Source organism: Variovorax atrisoli 110B (assembly GCF_000382045.1).
GTDB classification, from domain to species: Bacteria; Pseudomonadota; Gammaproteobacteria; order Burkholderiales; family Burkholderiaceae_C; genus Variovorax; species Variovorax atrisoli.
The window spans coordinates 129,713-150,328 of the sequence record NZ_KB907462.1 but is presented as its reverse complement, the minus strand read 5'-3'; the positions used below and the strand labels follow the sequence as shown (position 1 = coordinate 150,328).

Annotated in this window: 15 protein-coding genes and 2 pseudogenes; 6 read left to right on the top strand and 11 right to left on the bottom strand. The window is 67.3% G+C overall.

What is annotated here, in order from left to right:
* Window positions 1-328: 328 nt before the first annotated feature.
* The 3 genes from groL to G369_RS0128375 all read right to left on the bottom strand — a co-directional run bounded on the left by groL (window position 329) and on the right by G369_RS0128375 (window position 3,150).
* Complete coding sequence (gene groL / locus G369_RS0128385) at window positions 329-1,951, bottom strand: chaperonin GroEL (RefSeq protein ID WP_019657454.1); 1,623 nt, start codon at window positions 1,949-1,951, stop codon at window positions 329-331.
* Between the two features lie 55 nt (window positions 1,952-2,006).
* On the bottom strand, window positions 2,007-2,327 hold the full coding sequence (locus tag G369_RS0128380) for a co-chaperone GroES (RefSeq protein WP_019657453.1): 321 nt from the start codon (window positions 2,325-2,327) through the stop codon (window positions 2,007-2,009).
* Between the two features lie 166 nt (window positions 2,328-2,493).
* Entirely contained in the window at window positions 2,494-3,150 is a 657-nt protein-coding gene (locus G369_RS0128375; RefSeq protein WP_019657452.1) for a hypothetical protein, read from the bottom strand.
* A gap of 201 nt (window positions 3,151-3,351) precedes the next feature.
* On the opposite strand from G369_RS0128375, the gene G369_RS0128370 reads away from it, so the two are divergent.
* The gene (locus G369_RS0128370) at window positions 3,352-4,431 is read left to right on the top strand and encodes a glycosyltransferase family 4 protein (protein ID WP_019657451.1); all 1,080 of its coding nucleotides are present in this window, start codon (window positions 3,352-3,354) and stop codon (window positions 4,429-4,431) included.
* 2 nt (window positions 4,432-4,433) lie between these two features.
* Window positions 4,434-6,581 (top strand): amylo-alpha-1,6-glucosidase, encoded by a 2,148-nt coding sequence (locus G369_RS0128365; protein WP_440870405.1) that lies wholly within the window; start codon window positions 4,434-4,436, stop codon window positions 6,579-6,581.
* 430 nt (window positions 6,582-7,011) lie between these two features.
* On the opposite strand, the pseudogene G369_RS37260 reads toward G369_RS0128365, so the two are convergent.
* The 4 genes and pseudogenes from G369_RS37260 to galE all read right to left on the bottom strand — a co-directional run bounded on the left by G369_RS37260 (window position 7,012) and on the right by galE (window position 10,326).
* Window positions 7,012-7,424: pseudogene (locus tag G369_RS37260) on the bottom strand (BLUF domain-containing protein).
* A gap of 74 nt (window positions 7,425-7,498) precedes the next feature.
* Window positions 7,499-8,360, bottom strand: a pseudogene (locus tag G369_RS36495) (ZIP family metal transporter).
* 117 nt (window positions 8,361-8,477) lie between these two features.
* Window positions 8,478-8,975 (bottom strand): YciE/YciF ferroxidase family protein, encoded by a 498-nt coding sequence (locus G369_RS0128345; RefSeq protein ID WP_019657448.1) that lies wholly within the window; start codon window positions 8,973-8,975, stop codon window positions 8,478-8,480.
* Window positions 8,976-9,294: 319 nt separating this feature from the next.
* The gene (gene galE / locus G369_RS36490; protein ID WP_020723327.1) at window positions 9,295-10,326 is read right to left on the bottom strand and encodes a UDP-glucose 4-epimerase GalE; all 1,032 of its coding nucleotides are present in this window, start codon (window positions 10,324-10,326) and stop codon (window positions 9,295-9,297) included.
* Between galE and G369_RS36485 the strand changes: the two genes are divergently transcribed.
* Window positions 10,325-14,335, top strand: coding sequence for an FAD-dependent oxidoreductase (locus tag G369_RS36485; protein WP_244164396.1), 4,011 nt, complete (start codon window positions 10,325-10,327; stop codon window positions 14,333-14,335). The genes galE and G369_RS36485 overlap by 2 nt on opposite strands.
* A 38-nt stretch (window positions 14,336-14,373) precedes the next feature.
* Window positions 14,374-16,110 carry an ABC transporter ATP-binding protein gene (locus tag G369_RS0128330; protein WP_244164395.1) on the top strand — a complete coding sequence of 579 codons (1,737 nt, stop codon included), beginning with the start codon at window positions 14,374-14,376 and terminating at the stop codon, window positions 16,108-16,110.
* A 13-nt stretch (window positions 16,111-16,123) separates the two neighbouring features.
* Here the strand turns inward: G369_RS0128330 and G369_RS36480 are convergent, their stop codons facing one another.
* Genes G369_RS36480 through G369_RS38785 form a run of 3 tightly spaced genes read right to left on the bottom strand, consistent with a single transcriptional unit; the run spans window position 16,124 to window position 18,459 of the window.
* The gene (locus G369_RS36480) at window positions 16,124-16,705 is read right to left on the bottom strand and encodes a hypothetical protein (RefSeq protein ID WP_019657444.1); all 582 of its coding nucleotides are present in this window, start codon (window positions 16,703-16,705) and stop codon (window positions 16,124-16,126) included.
* 54 nt (window positions 16,706-16,759) lie between these two features.
* Complete coding sequence (locus tag G369_RS0128320) at window positions 16,760-17,914, bottom strand: zinc-dependent alcohol dehydrogenase (RefSeq protein ID WP_019657443.1); 1,155 nt, start codon at window positions 17,912-17,914, stop codon at window positions 16,760-16,762.
* Window positions 17,902-18,459, bottom strand: a complete 558-nt coding sequence (locus tag G369_RS38785) for a hypothetical protein (RefSeq protein WP_157773806.1) — start codon at window positions 18,457-18,459, stop codon at window positions 17,902-17,904. Before G369_RS38785 ends, G369_RS0128320 begins: the two co-directional genes overlap by 13 nt.
* Window positions 18,460-18,748: 289 nt before the next feature.
* Between G369_RS38785 and G369_RS0128315 the strand changes: the two genes are divergently transcribed.
* On the top strand, window positions 18,749-19,693 hold the full coding sequence (locus G369_RS0128315) for a manganese catalase family protein (protein ID WP_019657442.1): 945 nt from the start codon (window positions 18,749-18,751) through the stop codon (window positions 19,691-19,693).
* A 209-nt stretch (window positions 19,694-19,902) separates the two neighbouring features.
* Complete coding sequence (locus G369_RS0128310; protein WP_019657441.1) at window positions 19,903-20,184, top strand: hypothetical protein; 282 nt, start codon at window positions 19,903-19,905, stop codon at window positions 20,182-20,184.
* Between the two features lie 66 nt (window positions 20,185-20,250).
* On the opposite strand, the gene G369_RS0128305 is transcribed toward G369_RS0128310, so the two are convergent.
* On the bottom strand, window positions 20,251-20,616 hold the full coding sequence (locus G369_RS0128305) for a chorismate mutase family protein (protein ID WP_020723324.1): 366 nt from the start codon (window positions 20,614-20,616) through the stop codon (window positions 20,251-20,253).

Genomic DNA, 20,616 nt, shown 5'->3' with positions numbered 1-20,616 from the left:
CGGGGGAGGTACTGCAGGATGCGACCCGGGCCGTGTCCCCATGCGCGCGGCTGCGACGATAAATCGGTCTGGCCCGAGTATCACCGCCTGCGCGGGGTCGGCGCCGGGCCGGTGCCATGGCGAAATTGCAGCGCTGCAAGCATGCCGCGGATGTAGCCAAGCGCCCGGAATAACTTGGCATGTGACGCAGGCGACCTTCCTGCCCTTAAAGAAAAGAGCCCGGTCGATCGCTCGCCGGGCTCCACGACAGCCTCGCCGTCACCTGCGGGATGGACTCGGGGCCCCGGTCGGCCCCCGAGGCATGCTCGCCGCAAGGCGGGTGCCGAACTCAGAAGTCCATGCCGCCTGCGGGAACGGCAGGCGCCTTCTGGGGTGCGGGCATCTGCGCGACCGTCGCATCGGTGGTGAGGATCAGGCCCGCGATGGACGCCGCGTTCTGCAGCGCTGTGCGCGTGACCTTGGTCGGGTCGATCACGCCGAGCTCGACCAGGTCGCCGTACTGGCCGGTGGCCGCGTCGTACCCGTGGTTGCCCTTGCCCTTGAGCACCTCGGCCACGACTACCGAAGGCTCGACGCCGGCATTCGAAGCGATGGCGCGCAGCGGCGCTTCGAGCGCGCGCAGCGCGATGCGGATGCCCGCATCCTGGTCGGCGTTCGCTCCGTGGAGCTCGGACAACCCCGCGCGGGCACGCAGCAGGGCGACGCCCCCGCCGGGCACGATGCCCTCGGCCACCGCCGCGCGCGTGGCGTGCAGCGCATCGTCCACGCGGTCCTTCTTCTCCTTCATCTCGACCTCGGTTGCAGCACCCACGCGGATCACGGCCACACCGCCAGCGAGCTTGGCGACGCGCTCCTGCAGCTTCTCGCGGTCATAGTCGCTGGTGGCCTGCTCAATCTGGGCCTGGATCGACTTCACGCGCGCGTCGATGCGCTTCTGGTCGCCTCCGCCGTCGATGATGATCGTGGTTTCCTTGTGCACCTCGATGCGCTTGGCATGGCCGAGATCTTCGAGCGTGGCCTTGTCGAGCTGCTTGCCCGTTTCCTCCGAGATCACCGTGGCGCCGGTGAGCACCGCGATGTCCTCGAGCATGGCCTTGCGGCGATCGCCGAAGCCCGGGGCCTTCACGGCAGCGACCTTGAGCACGCCGCGCATCGAGTTGACCACGAGCGTGGCCAACGCCTCGCCTTCCACCTCCTCGGCCACGACCAGCAGCGGGCGGCCGGCCTTCGCGGCGGCCTCGAGCACAGGCAGCAGCTCGCGGATGTTCGAGATCTTCTTGTCATGGAGCAGCACGAGCGGGTCTTCGAGCTGCGCCACCTGCTTCTCGGGATCGTTGATGAAGTAGGGACTCAGGTAGCCGCGATCGAACTGCATGCCCTCGACGACGTCGAGTTCGTTGTCCAGCGACTTGCCGTCCTCGACCGTGATCACGCCCTCCTTGCCCACCTTCTCCATCGCGTCCGCGATGATCTTGCCGATCGCCTCGTCGGAGTTCGCGGAAAGTGCGGCCACCTGTGCGATCTCCCTGCCCGTGGAGATGGGCTTCGAGAGCTTCTGGAGTTCGTCCAGTACGGCGGCGGTGGCCTTGTCGATGCCGCGCTTGAGGTCCATCGGGTTCATGCCCGAGGCGACATGCTTCATGCCCTCCTGCACGATGGCCTGGGCGAGCACGGTCGCGGTGGTCGTGCCGTCGCCGGCCACGTCGGCGGTCTTGGAGGCGACCTGCTTGACGATCTGCGCGCCCATGTTCTCGAACTTGTCGGCAAGCTCGATTTCCTTGGCGACCGACACGCCGTCCTTGGTGATGACCGGCGCGCCGAAGCTGCGCTCCAGCAGCACGTTGCGACCCTTCGGCCCCAGGGTGACCTTCACTGCATTGGCAAGGATGTTCACGCCCGCAACGATGCGCTGGCGGGCGTCGTCATGAAACTGGACATCTTTCGCAGTCATTTTGAGATTGCTCCTTTTCACTCACACACGTTGGATGAAACCGGACGGCCGGGCGTCAGGCGACGCGCCTGAGATTGCCGCGCTCGCTGCCTTCGATCACGGCGAGCACGTCGTCCTCGCGCAGCACGAGCAGTTCCTCGTCGTCGACCTTGACCGTCTGGCCCGCGTACTTGCCGAACAGCACATGGTCACCGGCCTTCAGGTGCAAGGGCCGCAAGGTGCCGTCCGCGAGCAGCCTGCCCTGGCCCACCGAGAGCACCTCGCCTTGCTCCGGCTTCTCGGCGGCCGAGTCCGGAATCACGATGCCCGAAGCCGTCTTGCGCTGCTGTTCGATTCGCTTGACGATCACCCGGTCGTAAAGAGGATGAAGTTTCATGTTCGATCTCCTAAGCGATAACAGGTCATCAAAAAGAGAACCTCGCCGCCGGTCGGCGGCGCGATCGGTTCATTCCCCGGCGCACAAGCGCCGGCGCGCGAGAGCTATGGGCGGCCCGCCGGGCGTTCAAGAGCCGCAGGCGCCGATTTTTTTGTGACGAATTTTTTCAGCCTCGCCCGAGCATGAGACGGCTCGAATGCCCGAGCCTGTACACGGTCCGCGCGCCACCTGCGCGGCCTGCTGCGCCGCCGGCCGCGCGCGGCAGCACCGGGCAGGGCAGCGTGCGCCCACCCGAACTGTCGAGAGTTTCGTCGGCCTCCTCCCGCACCATCGACCAGATGCCGTACTTGCGAGGCCTGAACAGCCAGCGGACATAGCCCCGGCGGCCGGCTTCGCGCAGCATCTCGCGGCGGTCGGGTGCATCCGCAATCGTGTGCTCCTGCGCCTGTTCCTCGTCCTCGATGAAGCCGAACGCGCACATGGCGTCGCGAACCTCCGTAGCCGGAACACCCAGCCGCCACCACCCGGGCCGCTCGACCCGCTCGAGTTCCCAGGCGCCGAACTGCCAGGCGGCCTCCAGCAATGCATGCTCAAGCCCACCGGGACCCTCGCCCGAAAGATCCAGCTGCGCGACCGACTGGGCCACCGACCGCAAGGGAAGGACGACGCCGGGCAGCTTCAGCGGCGTCTGCCGCAAGAAACCGTGCCAGTGCATCGAAAGCAGGGCCGCGTCGCTGCGGCGAGCGACGCGGGTGGCCGTGACCGCATACAGCGGCAGGCGCATGGCGGCCGCCTGGGCCGCGATGGTCTCGAAGATGTTCATTCGCACCTCACCATGACTATGACGAAACGCATGAGGAAACAGGCGCATTTTGAGCCCGCGTGGCGCCAGAGGTTCAACGACGCGCTGCCCTCTTGAAATGCGCGCCGGCACCTCCAGTTGGCCGCTCGGAAGCTGCACCGGCTTCCAAATCTTCGCCTCATCCTTGTTTATTCATTCCCTTCCGAGGAGATTGTCTTGACGATGAAGATCGCGCAGATCGCACCCCTCTATGAAGCCGTGCCGCCGCGGCTCTACGGCGGCACCGAGCGGGTGGTCGCCCACCTCACCAACGCACTGGTCGACCTCGGTCACGAGGTCACGCTGTTCGCCTCGGCCGACACGTCCACGCGAGCGCGGCTCGTGCCCATGCGCGCGCAGGCCCTGCGCCTAGACCCGGCGCCGCTGAAGTCGGACCTCGCAAGCCATCTGAACATGCTTGCCGAACTGAAGCGCCGCGCCGACGAGTTCGACGTGCTGCACTTCCACACCGACCTCCTGCACTTCCCCTTCTTCGAGGACATCGCGCCACGCACCCTCACAACGCTGCATGGTCGACTGGACATCGCCGACCTGCCCATGGCCTACAAGCGCTGGCACCGCTATCCGCTGGTGTCTATCTCCCGTCATCAGCGAAAGCCTCTGCCCTTCGCGAACTGGGTAGCCACCATCCCACACGGCTTGGAGCAGTCGATCTATACGTTTGATGCAGGTCCGGGCCGGTATCTGGCATTTCTCGGGCGCATCTCGCCCGAGAAGCGGCCCGACAGGGCCATTGCGATCGCAAAGAGGGCCGGGCTGCCGTTGAAGATTGCGGCCAAGGTGGACGCGGCCGACGCGAACTACTTCGAGCAGGTGATCCGCCCGATGCTGGACGACCCGCTCATCGAGTTCGTGGGCGAGATCGGCGATGCCGAGAAGTCCGCATTCCTTGGCGGCGCCTCGGCACTCCTGTTCCCCATCGACTGGCCCGAGCCCTTCGGCCTCGTGATGATCGAAGCCATGGCCTGCGGCACGCCGGTGATCGGATGGCGCTGCGGCTCGGTGCCGGAAGTAATCGAGGATGGCGTCAGCGGGCGGATCGTAGAGAGCCTGCCGCAGGCCGTCGAAGCCGTGCACGCCATCGATCGGCTCGATCGGCGCCGCGTGCGGCAGGCATTCGACAACCGCTTTTCGGCGCGTGCGATGGCCAGTGCCTATGTCGAGCAGTACAGGCGGCTGACCGGCCGCGACAATGCAGACACGGTCATGCCGCCGCAATCGTTGTATCGCGAGTTCGCATGAGCATGAGCAATGACGAACCAGCCACCGCGCAGGCCGAGACAGCGCCAGAGCGGGCGGTCCAGCACGCCTTCGTGCTCAAGGAGGCGGACACCTATGTCGTGATGGACGCGCGTGGCGACATCGGCGGCGGCGTCGACGGCATGTTCCACCACGACACCCGCATGCTGTCGAGCTTCGTGCTGCGGCTGGACGGGGTCCTGCCATCGCTGCTGTCCAGCGGCGTGGGCAGCGACAACGTCCACTTCACCGCGAACCTCACGAACCGCCCGCTGCCCGTGCTCGGGTCGAGCTCGACCCCGCAAGGCGTGATCCATCTCGAGCGCACGCGCTTCCTGTGGGGTGCGCGGCTGTTTGAGCGCCTGCGACTGGTCAACTACAGCGACCAGCCGGCCCATGTGCCGCTGACGCTGGATTTCGCGGCCGACTTCCGCGACATGTTCGAAGTACGCGGGCAGGTGCGCGCGCAGCGCGGCGAGTTCGGCCCTCCCGAAGTCGGCACCCAGCGCGCGGTGCTGCGCTACCGCGGCCTCGACGACCTGCTTCGCTGCGCATGCATCGACTTCTCCGAAGCGCCGCGACGCCTGAGCGCGCAGCAGGCCGCATTCGACGTCGCGCTTGCGGCGCGCGGCAGCTGGACCCTGTTCGTGGAGGTCGGCACCGAGCCAGCTTCCGCGGGACCCGAGCGCTTCCGAGAGGCCGGCGTGCTCGCACGCTGGCGGATGCGCGCGCGGCGGCGACGAGGGGCCGGGCTGCAGGCCTCAGGGCGGCTGTTCCAAGGCTGGCTCGACCGGTCCCGGGCGGACCTGGCCCTGCTCACGACCGACATGCCCACGGGACCCTACCCCTACGCGGGCATCCCGTGGTTCTCAACGCCCTTCGGCCGCGACGCCATCGTCACTGCATTCCAGACGCTGTGGCTGGACCCCGCCCTGGCGCTCGGTGTGCTGAGGTTCCTCGCAGCGCGGCAGGCGCACCGGACCTCCAGCTTCCACGACGCCGAGCCCGGGAAAATCATGCACGAGAGCCGCAGGGGCGAGATGGCAGCGGTCGAGGAGCTGCCCTTCGGCCACTACTACGGCGGCGTCGACACCACGCCGCTGTTCGTCGCGCTGGCGGGTGCCTACGTGGAGCGCACCGGCGACACCGCAGCGATCGACCACATCTGGACGGCGCTCGTGGCGGCCTGCGAATGGATGGAGCGCAGCATGGCACGCCATCCTTCGGGCCTGCTGGCCTACCAGCGTGGGGAGAGTAGCGGACTGGCCAACCAGGGATGGAAAGACAGCCACGACTCGATCTTCCATGCCGACGGCCGGACGCCGGAAGGACCCATCGCGCTGGTCGAGGTACAGGGCTATGCCTGCGCCGCCTTCCGTGCGATGGCGAGCATGGCGCGGCTGCGCGCCGACGCAAGGGCCGACCACTGGCAGCGCCGGTCGGTGCAGGTCGCGCAGGCGATTGAGCAGCAGTTCTGGCTGCCCGAGCGGCAGTTCTACGCACTGGCGGTCGATGGGAGCAACAGACCCTGCGCGGTGCGCGCGTCGAACGCGGGCCATCTCCTGTTCACGCAGGTGCCTTCCTCGGGACGGGCGAAGGCGGTCGCACAGCAACTGCTGGCGTCGGAGTTCGATTCGGGCTGGGGCATGCGCACCCTGCCGCTGGAGGCGGCGCGCTTCAATCCCATGTCCTACCACAACGGATCGGTGTGGCCGCACGACCTTGCCCTGTGCGCCGCAGGCATGTCGCTGTATGGAGAGCGCGACGGCGTGGTGCGCCTCCTCGACAACCTGTTCGAAGCGGCCACGCATTTCGGCATGCGGCTGCCGGAGCTGTTCTGCGGATTCGAGCGGCAGCCCGGCCAGGGGCCCGTGGCCTACCCCGTAGCCTGCCTGCCCCAGGCATGGGCGGCGGGCTCGGTGTTCCTGTTGCTGCAAGCCTGCCTGGGCTTGCAGGTGGACGGCGTCCGCCGCGAGGTCAGCATCGTCCACCCTCGCCTTCCCACCGACATCGATCAGCTGCATCTGCTCGGGCTGCAGGTGGGCGAAGGCAACGTGGACCTGCACTTCCAGCGCGCACAGGACAACCGGGTCGTCGCGGTCGCTCGCCACCTGCCGGGCAGACCTGCCGTGCGGGTGAATCTGCAGCTCTAGCCTTAGCGTCCCTACGGGCAGTCGCGCTGCAGCGCACCCAACTCCTGCCGAAGGCGATCGCTCGGCGACGCCAGTCCCGGGCGAGGCGGGCATCGAAGCGCAAGCGCATCGGGCACACGGGTTGCCGTGCCCGCGACATGCGCGATGAAGATCCGAGAGAAGAGAGCCGGCGCTTGCGCTTGCAGGCGGAACTTGCTCAGACGCACGCCCTGCTGGCCAGGGCCGGACTTGTCGAGGTGCTCAGGCGGTGCCGCTTGGCGGCCGAGCGCCAGAACAGACCGGCGTCGTGGTGCAGCGAGCAGCGGCAGGTTTGGCAGCGAAGCACGGCGTGAGGGCTTCGTCCAGAAGGACGGATCCTTCTCTTCAAGTCCCCGCCGGAGGACGGGACAAGGCCCGCCTCCGCACGAGAGTCCGCGCCAGGGCCCTGCCGCTACAAAGTCAGCCAGTTGGGCGTCTGCGCCAGTGCCCTGAACAGGGCTGCTGCGCAGGCCGGGTCGATCTCGTGCAGCGACTGGCCTTTTGCGAGACCGTGGCGCTCCATGGCGGCCTTGATGCGTTCGTCCGATGACAGCAGCGCCATCGCCCAGTCGGAGAACACGCGCGCTGCGATGAAGGTGCGGTCGAGGACGGTCACATCCTGGTGGCGCGGATCGACCTCGATCCTCTTGTACAGCGCCTCCACCGCAGCGTCCTGGCCTTCCAGGTACTGCAGCCATCCAGGACACACAGCGCGCCGGTGATGCCGACGCGCTCATTGCGCGTGCGCGACACCTGCAGGATATCGTTCAGCTCGGCTCTTCGAAAGCCGCGCGCCTTGCTGACGTAAACGAGTCGGGCGAGCATGGGCGCATGTTAGCGCTTGCCTCCCACGCGCGACCCCGAGCGCGCCCCCGGGCGCGTCCCGAGACAGCCTCGCCTCAATCCAGTGCCGTGTCTAGCAGCATCATCGTGACGAAGCCCAGCATCAGACCGCATGTCGCGAGGGTCTCGTGTCCCTGGCGGTGCGACTCCGGAATGATTTCGTGGCTGATGACGAAAAGCATGGCGCCCGCCGCCATGGCCAGTCCCCACGGGAGCACGGCTGGCGACACGCCCACGATCGCAGCGCCTGCCACCGCCGCCACCGGCTCGACCAGGCCCGACAGGATACCCACGCCGGCCGCCTGCCATCGACCATGGCCCACGCCGCGCAGCGCCAACGCGACGACCAGGCCCTCGGGCACGTCCTGGATCGAGATGCCGGTGGTCAGCGCCGTGGCACCGACCGGATCGGAGCCCGCGAACGCCACGCCGATCGCCAGGCCTTCCGGCAGGTTGTGCAGGATGATCGCGAAGACGAACAGCCAGATGCGCTTGAGCGCCTTCGACTCTCGGCCTTCCGGCCCCTTCACGAAATGCTCGTGCGGCACCGCGCGATCCAGTGCCAGGACAAGCAGCGCGCCCGCGATCAGCCCCGCGCCCACGACGGCTCCCGCGCTCCACGATGAATGACCCTGGCTTCTGGCGGCGGCCAAGGCCGGAACGATCAGCGAGAAAGAACTCGCTGCCAGCATCACGCCTGCACCGAAGCCCAGCATGGCGTCATAGGTGCGCTGCGAGAAGCGATAGGACAACAGCACGGGCAAGGTGCCCAGCCGTGGCCAGCGCAGCGACGGCGCCGCCCGAGAGTGCCGATCGGATCGGCCCCTGCTCCGGCAGCGTCACCAGCGCGTCGAGGACCACCAGGAGGCCGCCCAGCAGGACGATCGAAGCGCCGAGGCACCGGCGCCACCGCCGCATCGATACGGTCCTGAAGAAGACAGTGGAGTTCAAGCTGGTTCCAGAAACGATGGGATTCGGCATCGCCAAGGTGAGCGGGCAAGCAGCGAGTGCGCAAGCGGCGCCTCGCTGTCCTGCTCAAGTGGCCGCGGCGGCCTGCTCGATCGCGCTGGCTTCGGCCATTGCGCCGAGTCGCTTGTCGGTCGCCTGCTCCTCGCCCAAGGTCGCCTGCAGCAGCGGAAGGGCAGCCGCATGGCCCAGCTTCTTGGCCATCAGGATCAGCGAGGTGTAGCTGGCAATTTCGTAGTGTTCCGCTTTCTGAGCGGCGCCGATCAGCGCTGCATCTAGCACCGGTCCTTGTTCGACCTGGTCGACCATCGACATGGTTTCCTCGACAAGGCCTTCCATGCCCTCGCACTTGATGCGCTTGAGCTTGAGGCCCAGTGTCTCCGCGATTTCCTCGATGCGCTCGACTTGCGCACGCGTTTCCTCAAGGTGCTGTTCGAAGGCCTGTGCCAGGTCGGGATTCGTGGCGGCCCGCGCAAGTTTGGGAAGCGAACGGGTCATCTGCTTTTCGGCGCTGTAGGTGTCCGAGAGGTCGTGTATGAAGAGATCGGCAGGTGTCTTGATCGGCATGCAGAAGTTCCTTGGGTAGAAAGAAAATGAGTAAGAGGAATGGGGCGAAACCGGAGATTGGTGGCCTTCCCGGCGCTGGCGCGTAGGTCCGTATCCGACGCTGATGTCGTTCCGGCGTCCGTGCGACGTCGGATGCCTGCGCAGTCGTGGTACTCCGGCGTGACCACGCGACATCGCGCCCGGAGTGCCGCTGCGCTGCCGCCCCCGCCTTGAAAGGAGGCGGTCAGGCTGTGCGATGAAGAGATGGGGTGGACTAGGGGACGGCCGCGAGAAGGGCCGGTCACCTTTGCCGCAGCTTTTACTGCGGTCAGGCGTGCCCTCACGCCACGCGCGGTGCATCCGGACGAGCGGCGCTGCATTGCCAGCGCCAGGCGTCGTCGCAAATCTCTCGAACGGATCGCCGCGCGGACCAGCCCATCGAACGGCCGGCAAGCTGCACGTCCGCCCAGTAGGCAGCCACGTCGCCGTCGCGGCGAGGACCGGCGCGGTGGCGCAGTTGGGCGCCGCAGGCTCGACCAAAGGCCTCCACGAGTTCGAGCACCGATGTACCACGACCGGCGCCGAGGTTGAATGTCGATGCGCCGCGGGCACGCTCCAGATAGCGGATGGCCGCGAGGTGACCTTCCGCCACATCCATCACATGGACGTAATCGCGAACGCAGGTGCCGTCGGGTGTGGGGTAGTCGCTGCCATAGACGGTCAGGCACGCCGCGGGATCGCTTGCGATGCGGCAAAGGATGGGCATCAGGTTGTTGGGTGTGCCCGCCGGTTGCTCGCCCAGCAGACCGCTCGGGTGCGCTCCCGCCGGATTGAAGTAGCGCAGCGACGCGATGCGCCAGCGGGCGTCCGACTGCGCCAGGTCTGCGAGCAGGCGCTCGACCATCAGCTTGGAATGCCCGTACGGACTGCACGGCCGCAGCGCGGCCGCCTCCCCCACCGGCGATCGATCGGGCTGTCCATAGACGGTGGCGGACGACGAGAAGATCAGACGATGGACACCCGCGCGCTCCATGGCCGAGGCGAGCGCAAGCGAGCCCTGGACGTTGCACTCGTAGTAGTCGATCGGATGCGCAACCGAATCATTGACCGACTTCAAGCCCGCGAAATGAACAACGGCATGCACCGGCGCGCTGCGAAAGATCGCATCGAGAAGGTCGCGGTCGCGCACGTCACCGCGCCAGAACGCAACGGCCGGCCTGCCCGCAATGCGGCACACGCGATCGAGCACGCTCGCCTGGGCATTGCAAAGGTTGTCGACCACGATGGGCCGGAAACCGGCCTGGACCAGCGCCACGCAGGTATGGCTGCCGATGAAGCCGGCACCACCGGTCACGAGGATGTTCAGGGACATGGGCACTCCGTGCAACTCTGGTCTTGCGCATGGCAAGCGAAGTGCCCGGGGCCGGCAGCCGGTTTTGCGCCGGACCCGGCCCGGGGGGATTCCGGCAGTCGCTGCGGGCAGGCATGCCGGTTGCCGTGACTGGTGTGTCGCCACGAACGAACCGCAACCCTGTTCGCGCCGCAGACAGAAGGAACCCGTGAGCCCGCCCCAAGCCCTGCCCCAGAAGCCGCCGCCCGGAAAGCCGCCCCTTCGCTCCTTCTGGATGGGCGGCTATGAAGGCGCGGATCATCGGAACAGCAGTGGGCAGCAGGTGGACATCCATGCGGCCAACGCCCATCTGAGCCGCATCGATGATGACTATGCGCTGCTCCCACCGCTGGGCATCCGCACCGTGCGTGAAAGCATCGGCTGGCGTGCCTTCGAGGCGCTCGGCGCGCGTGAAGGCGAGCGTCGCGTGCTCGCGGCTGCGCAGGCCGCGCGCCGTGCAGGACTGCAGGTGATCTGGACGCTGCATCACTACGGCGTGCCCGACGATGTCGACCTGTTCGGCAGCGACCTGCCGGAGCGCTTCGCCGACTTTTGCGAGCGGGTGGCGAAGATCCTGCCGCGCTGGGACGACGACCCACCCTGGTTCCAGCCCATCAATGAGATTTCGTTCCTGAGCTGGGCGGCCACGTCCACCGTGCTGATCCATCCTCATAGGCCGAGCTCGCCGGCGCAGGGCTACGCGCTCAAGCGGAACCTGGTGCGCGCGGCCTTGCGCGGCTGCGATGCACTCTGGTCCGTTCGCTCGGATGCACGCATCGTGCACACCGATCCAGTCGTCCATGTGGTGGCAGCGGCACCGCGCGACGATTGGGTGGCCCAGGCCGAGGCATTGCGCGAGTCCCAGTTCGAGGCCTGGGACATGCTCTGCGGTCGCCTCGAGCCCACGTTGGGCGGATCACCGCGCTACCTTGACGTGCTCGGCCTGAACTACTACCACAGCAATCAATGGTCGCATCCTGACGACGAACGGCTGCACTGGCATCTGCGCGACCCCCGGCGCCGCGATCCGGCAACTCTTTTTGCCGAGGTCTGGAAGCGGTATGGGCGGCCGCTGATCGTGGCCGAGACCGGCCACGTGGGCGACGGCCGCGCACGCTGGATCGACGAAATTGCCTTGGCGGCGCGGCGCGCACGCGAAGCCGGCGTGCCGTTGGAAGGTCTTTGCCTCTATCCCCTGCTCGATCGTCCGGACTGGGAAGACGCGCAACGCTGGCATCGCAGCGGTCTCTGGGACGTCGACCCTCGCACCCTTGAACGCCGCCTTCATATCCCCGCCGCGCAGCGGCTGCGTCACTGGCAGCGCGAACTGCCGGTACCCGCCGACGCATCTCCTCCCGTCCCCTTGCCTGCAGGAACCCTCATGACCTCTTTGATCGTCTTCTCCCATCTGCGCTGGGATTTCGTCTACCAACGCCCGCAGCACCTGCTGTCGCGCCTCGCGGCGCACTATCCTGTCGTGTTCGTGGAAGAGCCCGTCCCGGGAGCGGGGCATGCCGCGCTCGAGGTGCTCTCGCCCTGCGAAGGCGTGACGGTGCTTCGCGCACACCTGCCGGGCGCCGCGCATGGATTTCACGACGAGCACATTCCCGCATTGCGCACGCTGCTGTCCCTGCACCTGCAGGAAACCGGCCGGACCGACTACTGGCTGTGGTTCTACACGCCCATGGCCATGCCGCTGGCGGTCGACCTGGAACCCGTGGGTGTGGTCTACGACTGCATGGACGAACTCTCCGCCTTCGCCAACGCACCGCGCCAGCTGCTGCAGCGCGAAAGCGCGCTGTTCCACATCGCCGACCTCGTATTCACGGGCGGCCATGCCCTCTACGAGGCCAAGCGCGAGAGGCACCCCGAGGTGCACTGCTTTCCAAGCAGCGTCGATGCCGCGCATTTCGCGACCGCCGCCTCGCCGGCCGGGAACCAGGTCGCGCATGACGCGCAGCGCCACATCGGCAGGCCCCGGCTCGGCTATTTCGGCGTGATCGACGAGCGCATCGACCTCGGGCTCGTCGACGCACTGGCGGCGGCACGACCGGAATGGCAGATCGTCATGGTCGGTCCGGTGGCGAAGATCGAACAGGCCAGCCTGCCGCGAAGGGCCAACATCCATTGGCTCGGCCAGCGCAGCTACGACGACCTGCCCAGCTTGGTCGCTGGGTGGGACGTCTGTTTCATGCCTTTCGCCCTCAACGAGGCCACGCGCTTCATCAGTCCTACCAAGACACTCGAATACATGGCTGCGGGCCGACCCATCGTCAGCACGCCGGTGCGCGACGTCGCGCGCTCCTATGGGGAGATCGTCGCGATCGCGGAGGGGTCCGAAGCCTTCATCGGCGCCTGCGAGGCGGCGCTCGCCCTCGACGCGAGTGCACGCACGCGCCAGGACGAAGCGCGCCGCGCGATCCTTGCCGCCACCTCCTGGGATCGCACTGCGCAGGCGATGGGAGCGCTGATGGAAGCGACGTCCGCAAAAAGTCCGAGGACGCGCGAAGACCTGAACGAGCAGCAACCTCCCCCGCGCATCGACGATGCCTATCCGACTGTGATCCTCGGGGCAGGGCCGACGGGCTTGGCCGCCGCGCTGCACGCAGGCGCTCAGAGCCTGCTGGTGGAGCAGAACGCCACCGTGGGAGGCTGGTGCCGTTCCATCGAGCAGTCGGGCTTCACCTTCGACCACGCCGGTCACATCATGTTCTCGAGCGATCCCGACGTGCTCGCGCTCTACGACCGGTTGCTGGGCGGCAACCTGCACTGGCAGAACCGCGAGGCGTGGATCCACAGCCACGGGGTGTACACGCGCTATCCATTCCAGTCGGCCCTGTATGGCCTGCCCGCGCCGGTGCTCAAGGAGTGCCTGATCGGCGCGATCGAGGCGCGCTTTGGCAGCCTGGGCAAGCCGGCCGTCAAGCTATCGCCCACAGGGCCTTCGCGTGCGGTGGCGCCGCCCGCGACAGCGTCCGACGCCGTCGACGCGGAGCCGGTGCATGAAGCCGTTGCGTCACGCGTACCCCACAATTTCGAGGAGTTCATCTATCGGGTGTGGGGTGACGGCGTCGCTAAGCACTTCGCGATCCCCTACAACCGCAAGCTGTGGGCTGTGCCACTCACTGAGATGGAGACCTCGTGGCTGGGAGGCCGCGTGCCGCTTCCTGACCTGGAAGAAATGATCGAAGGCGCGCTCGCACCCGTGGACAAGCCGATCGGCCCGAACGCGAGGTTCGGCTATCCCTTGCGCGGCGGATTCCAGGCCCTGATGGACGCCTTCCTGCCGCTGCTCGAAGGAGACATCGCCCTGGGCACGCGCGTGGTGGCAGTCTCGCCCTCGCGTCGCACCGTGAGCTTCGATGACGGTCGCACCGTCGCGTTCAACACCCTCATCAGCACCCTGCCGCTGCCGCGGCTCGTGGAAGCGCTCGGGGAGGAAGCCCCGGCCTACGTGCGCGAGGCCGCGAAGCAGCTCAGGCATGTCTCGGTGCGCTGCGTCAACCTCGGGGTGGCGCGCGAGAACATTACCGACAAGCACTGGATCTACTACCCCGGGGACACTGTATTCCACCGCGTCTTCGTGCAAGGCAATGCGAGCCCGCATTGCAATCCGCCCGGCGGCTTCGGACTCACATGCGAGATCACCTATTCAGGCAACAAGCCGCTGCCGGACGAGGGAAACGCACTGGTCCGGCGCTGCTTCGACGATTGCGTGAAGGTCGGATTGCTGCGCGCCGACGATCAGCTGGTGTGCGCCAACGAGGTCGACATGCCTTGCGCCTATGTGGTGTACGACCACGCACGCGCCGGCCATGTGCAGGCTATCCGGGCCTGGCTCGCGCAGGCGGGCATCCTCCTGGCCGGACGCTACAGCGAGTGGGCCTACTACAACTCCGACCACGCCTTCGTGGCGGGCCGCAAGGCGGCCGAGCAGGCGCAGCGCATGAACGCGGACCCCGCTGCGCCCGGCGAGGCGGTGGCAGCCTGAGCGCGTCGAAGGCCCCCGCGCGTCCCGGCGCGTTGCCGGTGCGGCCACTCGCCTTCCTCTGGCACTACGTGCGGCGACGCCCGGCGGCCTTCGGCGGCCTGCTCCTGCTGATCGTTTCGGCAGCCGCCTGCTCGGTCGGTGTGCAGTACGGCATGAAGCTGATCGTGGACACCATGGCGGGCAACGACCGCGCGTCGCGAGAGATCTGGCGCTGGCTTGGGCTGTTCATCGTGCTCATCGCCACCGAGAGCGTGCTGTGGCGACTGAGCGGCTGGCTCGGTTGCGTGACCGTCGTGAACACCGGTGTGGACGTGCGGCTCGATCTCTTTCGCCACCTGTGCGGGCATTCGCTCGACTACTTCTCGCGCCACCTTGCGGGATCGCTGGGCAACCGGATCACCGCGACCGCCGGCGCGACCGGCGCCATCTTCGGCACCGGCATCTGGAAGATCCTGCCGCCATGCGTGGACTTCGTGGGGGCGGTGGTCGTGCTGTGCACTGTGGATGGCCGCATGGCCGCCACACTGATCGCCTTCGTGGCGCTGATCGCCGCCTTCATGTACGGCTTCGGGCGGAGAGCCCGCCCGCTGCAGCAGGAGTTTGCCGAACGTGCATCCACAGTCGGCGGCGAGCTGGTCGACGTGGTGGGCAACATCTTCACGGTCATGGCGTTCTCCGCGCGCGAGCGCGAATACTGGCGCCTGGCCGCTGCCTTCGGCCAGGAGGCCCGGGCGCAACGGCGCAGCTGGCTCTACCTAGAGAAGGCGCGGGCCTTCCACGATCTGTGCCTCTGGCTCATGGCCGGCAGCATGCTCATATGGGCCGTGGAGGCGTGGCGCGCGGGGCAAGGCGCCGCGGGCGACGTGGTGCTCATCAGCGCCATGACCTTCCGCATCCTGCACGGCTCGCGCGACCTGGCCCTCTCGCTCGTCGATGTCTCCCAGCATTTCGGCGTGATCGCGGAGATGCTGCGCGTGGTCGCACGCCCCCACGATGTAGCCGATCGCGCGCAGGCGAAGGCCTTCGTGCCTGGCGCAGGCGAGATCGCGTTCCGCGGCGTGCGATTCGCCTACGACGACGGCAGCGCCGTCTTCGACAGGCTCGACTTGTTGGTGCCGCCCGGCCAGCGGCTCGGTGTCGTGGGGCCGTCGGGCGCAGGCAAGTCCACGCTCGTGCGCCTGATCGCCCGGGTCATGGATCCCCAGGCGGGCTGCATCACGTTGGACGGAACGGACATCTCGCAGGTGAAGCAGGACAGCCTGCGCGACGCCATCGGCGTCGTGCCGCAGGACATCACGCTGCTGCATCGCAGCGTCATGGAAAACCTCCGCTACGGACGTCCGAGCGCGACCGACGAGGAAGTGTTCGGCGCGGCGCGCGACGCGCTGTGCGACAGCTTCATCCGCGCATTGCCGCAGGGCTACGACACGATCGTGGGAGAGCGCGGGGCACGACTCTCGGGCGGCCAGCGGCAGCGCATCAGCATCGCGCGGGCCATGCTCAAGAACGCGCCGGTGCTGCTCCTGGACGAGGCCACATCAGCACTCGACAGCCGCTCGGAAGCCATGATCCAGGCCGCACTTTCGCGGCTCATGCACGGGCGCACAGTGGTGGCGGTGGCACATCGGCTGTCAACCGTGGCCGGATTCGATCGCATCATCGTCCTGGTCGACGGCAAGATCGTCGAGGACGGGACGCCCGAGGCGCTGATCGCAATAAAGGGCGTCTACGCCAGCCTGTGGCGCCTGCAGGCCGAAGGCGAGGAGACGCCCTGACCCGGCGCGGCGCTCAGCGGCTGCGGCGCCGCCGGATCACAGCCAGCACGATGACCGCCAGCACCGCCGTCCCCAAGGCCGCCTTGCGCGCGGCGCCGGCCGGGTTGTGGCGCAATTCGGCGCGCCCGCCCATCTCGGCATACAGGTTCGGTACCCGGCCGCGCGAGAGGTCCTCGAGGAGGCCTTCGCCCATGTGGACCCGATCCGCCAGTAGCAACAGCAGCCAGTGCCGCACGTCGTTCTCGGAATGCCGGAACGCGAGCCGGCGCAGCCCTCCGCTGAGACCCGAAGGGGGAAGGGTGGTCCCGAAGACCGGGGTCAGGCCCGGGCGCTCCGTGGAGTGGAGGACCTCCACCGTGGCCCTCTGCTGCCGCGGCGCTTCGGGCGGATGCGGCAGCCGTGGCGGCGTGCGCTCCATCGGGTAGGCTGGGCGGTTCGCAGGGTCCAGGTCCGCGCCCCAACCGACGATGTGCGCGTACCGCGACCGGTCGACAGTTTTCGGGCCGGCCCTGTCGCCGGCAGTGCCGCGGGCACTGTCGACGCCGTCGTCAGATGCTGAGTGGGAATGGCCGTGCTGCGACGGCTGGGTATCCATTGACATGTTGTTGTCCTTTGGGGTGCACCGAGGCGCGCTGCTGTGGAGCCGCAATCAACGGCCAGCACCGGGCGGCACCAGCACGGTCTTGATGCAGCCATCCAGCTTGCTTGAGAAGATGTGGTATGCGTCGGCCACATCCTCGAGGTCGATGCGGTGGGTGATGACCTTCCGGGGCTCGATCCGGCCCGCCTGGATGTGTTCGATGAGCCTCGGCAGGTGACGCTTCACGCTGGCCTGATTCATACGCAGCGTGAGCCCCTTGTTGACGGCATTGCCGATCGGTACGGCGTTGAAGGTGGGGCCGTACACGCCCACGATCGACACCGTGCCGCCCTTTCGCACGGAGTTGATGCACCAGTGGAGGACCGTCGCCGCGCCGCCCTGCAGCTTGAGCTTCCCGCCGAGGAGCGTCTGGGCGAAGCTGCCGGCCGCCTCGCAGCCGACGCAGTCGATGCATACGTCGGCGCCCAGGCCGTCGGTCATCTTCTTGATGCGCACGGCCATGTCGCCGACCTCTCGGAAGTCGATCACCTCGCACTGCGCGTACTCGCGCACGAACTGCAGCCGGTAGTCGACATGGTCCACGACGATCACACGGCCGGCCCCCAGCAACCACACGGACTTGGCCGCGAAGATGCCCACCGGCCCTGCACCGAAGATCACGATGGTGTCGCCCTCCTCGATATCGCCCATTTCCGCGGCCTGGTATCCGGTGGGAAACGCATCGGTCAGCAGAACGGCGTCATCCAGATCCAGGTCGGACGGGATCACCGTGGGTCCGACGTCGGCCATCGGCACGCGCACGTATTCCGCCTGGCCGCCGTCGTAACCACCGGTGGTGTGCGAGTATCCGTAGATGCCGCCCACGGCCGTGGCCTCGGGGTTGGTGGCATGGCAGTTCGAGTACAGCTCCTTGCGGCAAAAGTAGCAGCTGCCGCAGAAGATGTTGAATGGCACGAGAACGTGATCGCCCACGCGCAGGTGATGCACATCGGCGCCCACAGCTTCGACGACCCCCGTGAACTCGTGGCCGAAGGTCGTACCGACACGGGTGTCGGGCACCAGGCCATGGTAGAGATGCAGGTCCGAGCCGCAGATGCAGGCCCGCGTCACACGCACGATGGCGTCGCCAGGGTGTTCGATCTCGGGCTGCGCCTTGTGCGCGGCGCGCACCCGGTAGGGACCTCGGTAGTTCATTGCCAGCATGCGGAGTACTCCACGTTGGGAAAGTCGAAGAAAGGGGCGGCCGCCAGGGGCGAACCCTTCGTCTTGGGTGAGCTCTGTATTTGCTGCAGGCGTCGCATGCGCTGCGACTCGTTGGGACGAGCATCGGCAACCCGTCCGCCGACCTCGACGGCAGGGATCGCCTGGACGCGTGGGAATGGGACCACATGAGTCCGACGCCGGATCGCGGCGAGCGACTCTCCAAACCGGCCGCTCGACACGACGACGCGCTCACCGGGAGCCATGGCCTGCACCGCCGTCCCCGGAGTTGCCGCTTCTGCTGCCCGAGCGGCCCTGCGCACTGCTGCCGTCGTCGCAATCCCCAGGCGCCACAGGCTCGCCGGCCTGGGTGTACTGGCTGGCATTGGTGCCGATGTCTGGCGAGCCCGATAGCCTTGCCGCTTGTTGGCTTCGCGGCCGAGGCGACTGGCTTCAGTGGGGCTGTCCTGACCCACGGCGCGGTTCCGCTCGATGTTCACCGGGGACATCTCCGGCGCCTTGCCGCTGGCAGGCTTGCGTGCGCTCATCGCTGCACCTGCAACGCGGTCGAGTCGCGGGACATGGTCATTGGAAGACCGGAGTCGTCATCGGCATTTCCGGCATGGCTGCGGATGTGCATGGACGGGCCTTTCGGAAGAAGAGAGGTCATGCCTCGAGCCCACTGCAATCGAGGTGCCCACACGCCGGATGAGCGCGCTCGCAGGTCGAGCGCCCGGATCGCGGCACGCCGATTGCCGGCTTCGAGATGCGGCTGCACGCCATTCGCACGCAGCCTCGGCCACCCCGATCGAACCATCCATCCTGAAGGAGTCTTGAATGTTCTCTCACAACAAGCGACTGCAATACACCGTGCGCGTGAGCGAGACCAACCCCGGCCTCGCGAATCTGATGCTCGAACAGTTCGGCGGTCCCCAAGGCGAACTCGCCGCAGCCTGTCGCTACTTCACCCAAGCCCTCGGGGAAGACGATCCGGGGCGCAAGGACATGCTGTTCGACATCTCCACCGAGGAGCTCAGCCACCTCGAGATCATCGGCACGATCGTCGGCATGCTCAACAAGGGAGCCAAGGGCCGGCTGGCAGAAGGCGTCGAGGAAGAGGGCGAGCTCTATCGCAGCATCACCGGCGCAGGCAACGACAGCCATCTGACGCAGGTGCTCTACGGAGGCGGTCCGGCCCTCGTGAACTCCGCGGGCGTCCCGTGGACGGCCGCCTACATCGACAGCATCGGCGAGCCCACCGCCGACCTGCGCTCCAACATCGCGGCCGAGGCGCGGGCCAAGATCGTCTACGAACGCCTCATCAATCTCACCGACGATCCCGGCGTGAAGGAGGCCCTCGGGTTTCTGATGACGCGCGAGATCGCTCACCAGAAGTCCTTCGAGAAGGCGCTCTATGCGATCACGCCCAACTTCCCGCCGGGCAAGCTGTCGGGTGATCCACGCTTCACCAGTGTCTACTTCCGCATGTCCAAGGGCGAGCCGGAACTGCGCGGCCCCTGGAACCAGGGCGAGAAATGGGATTTCATTCCCATGACCCAGGATTCCGCGCCTGTAGGCGGCGGAGATGGCTTGGCGACGGTCGAGCTCTCGGACGAGGAGGCGCCGGTGCTTCAGCAGATGGCGGCGCGCACGCAATCGATGCGCGACGGCGACCCGCTGACCGGCGCCGAGCTCGGCTCGGGCGAGGTTCCGGCCGACGGCGCAGCCGATGCGCTGCTGGACGCAGCCGTGGGACCGACAAAGCCGACGAGAGGCTCGTAGTAGGACGCGACAGCGCGTATGGCTTGAATGACGAGCTTTCGCTGGCGGGTCGACGGCGCAAGCGTCTGCCACGCCACCCGCTTGACCCGGCAGTACCAGGAATTCCGCATGCTTTACCGATATCCAGCAAAACTTGCACGGCGACAGCTCCCGCCACATCGCGTGACCCGGCCGCCGAGGCGCTGGCACTGCGCCCTCGGCTTCACATCATGAGAACCGGCATTGAAAAGCCCAAGCCCGCGGACCCCGAACGGCTGCCTTTCATCTATCGTGGCTGGCACTTCGAGTTCAGCGCAAGGCCGGTGGGCGGCGGCTGCTTCGAGCCCGTGGTGGTCTGCCTGGGCCATGGCCCACGCCCGGTCGAGACGCGCCTGCCCAATGACACGGACGAGATCGCCTACGCCACCCGCGCCGAGGCAATGCGCCACGCCCAGCAGCAGGCCATGCGCTGGGTGCACGACCGCACGGGTGGTGGACAGGGGCAGTTCTGATACCTGCTTGCGATCGTTTGCCGCGCGCAGACTTGCGTCTCGAAATTTTTGAGGCAATGCCGGCAATCATGCAGGCGCGACAGGCGTACCGATGATCTCGTCCTCCAGCCTGCAGGTCTCGGTGATGACGAGTTCGTAAAGTGTGCGCAGGAACTCGGGATTCATGCCGTGCTCCGCGGCGAAGGTGGCCGCGCGCTCCTGCACCACGCCGATGCGGTGGGGCTGCATCATCGGGATGGCGTGGTCGCGCTTGTGCAGGCCGATGCGGCAGCAGCAGTCCAGCCGCTGCCTGAGGGTTTCAAGCAGGCTGCGGTCCAGGCCATCGAGCTCGGCGCGCAATGACTGCAGGATCGTGTCCGCATGATCTGGACCCTGAGCAGTGTGCGAGGCCTCGCCAGGTGCGCCGTCGGCGCGGTGGTTTTCTGACGTCAT

What these genes read in the sequence shown, in the direction of transcription:
- groL (WP_019657454.1), bottom strand. Translation starts at nt 1,951, where the DNA reads ATGACTGCGAAAGATGTCCAGTTTCATGACGACGCCCGCCAGCGCATC.
- G369_RS0128380 (WP_019657453.1), bottom strand. Translation starts at nt 2,327, where the DNA reads ATGAAACTTCATCCTCTTTACGACCGGGTGATCGTCAAGCGAATCGAA.
- G369_RS0128375 (WP_019657452.1), bottom strand. Translation starts at nt 3,150, where the DNA reads ATGAACATCTTCGAGACCATCGCGGCCCAGGCGGCCGCCATGCGCCTG.
- G369_RS0128370 (WP_019657451.1), top strand. Translation starts at nt 3,352, where the DNA reads ATGAAGATCGCGCAGATCGCACCCCTCTATGAAGCCGTGCCGCCGCGG.
- G369_RS0128365 (WP_440870405.1), top strand. Translation starts at nt 4,434, where the DNA reads ATGAGCAATGACGAACCAGCCACCGCGCAGGCCGAGACAGCGCCAGAG.
- G369_RS0128345 (WP_019657448.1), bottom strand. Translation starts at nt 8,975, where the DNA reads ATGCCGATCAAGACACCTGCCGATCTCTTCATACACGACCTCTCGGAC.
- G369_RS36485 (WP_244164396.1), top strand. Translation starts at nt 10,325, where the DNA reads ATGGGCACTCCGTGCAACTCTGGTCTTGCGCATGGCAAGCGAAGTGCC.
- galE (WP_020723327.1), bottom strand. Translation starts at nt 10,326, where the DNA reads ATGTCCCTGAACATCCTCGTGACCGGTGGTGCCGGCTTCATCGGCAGC.
- G369_RS36480 (WP_019657444.1), bottom strand. Translation starts at nt 16,705, where the DNA reads ATGGATACCCAGCCGTCGCAGCACGGCCATTCCCACTCAGCATCTGAC.
- G369_RS0128320 (WP_019657443.1), bottom strand. Translation starts at nt 17,914, where the DNA reads ATGCTGGCAATGAACTACCGAGGTCCCTACCGGGTGCGCGCCGCGCAC.
- G369_RS38785 (WP_157773806.1), bottom strand. Translation starts at nt 18,459, where the DNA reads ATGAGCGCACGCAAGCCTGCCAGCGGCAAGGCGCCGGAGATGTCCCCG.
- G369_RS0128315 (WP_019657442.1), top strand. Translation starts at nt 18,749, where the DNA reads ATGTTCTCTCACAACAAGCGACTGCAATACACCGTGCGCGTGAGCGAG.
- G369_RS0128310 (WP_019657441.1), top strand. Translation starts at nt 19,903, where the DNA reads ATGAGAACCGGCATTGAAAAGCCCAAGCCCGCGGACCCCGAACGGCTG.
- G369_RS0128305 (WP_020723324.1), bottom strand. Translation starts at nt 20,616, where the DNA reads ATGACGTCAGAAAACCACCGCGCCGACGGCGCACCTGGCGAGGCCTCG.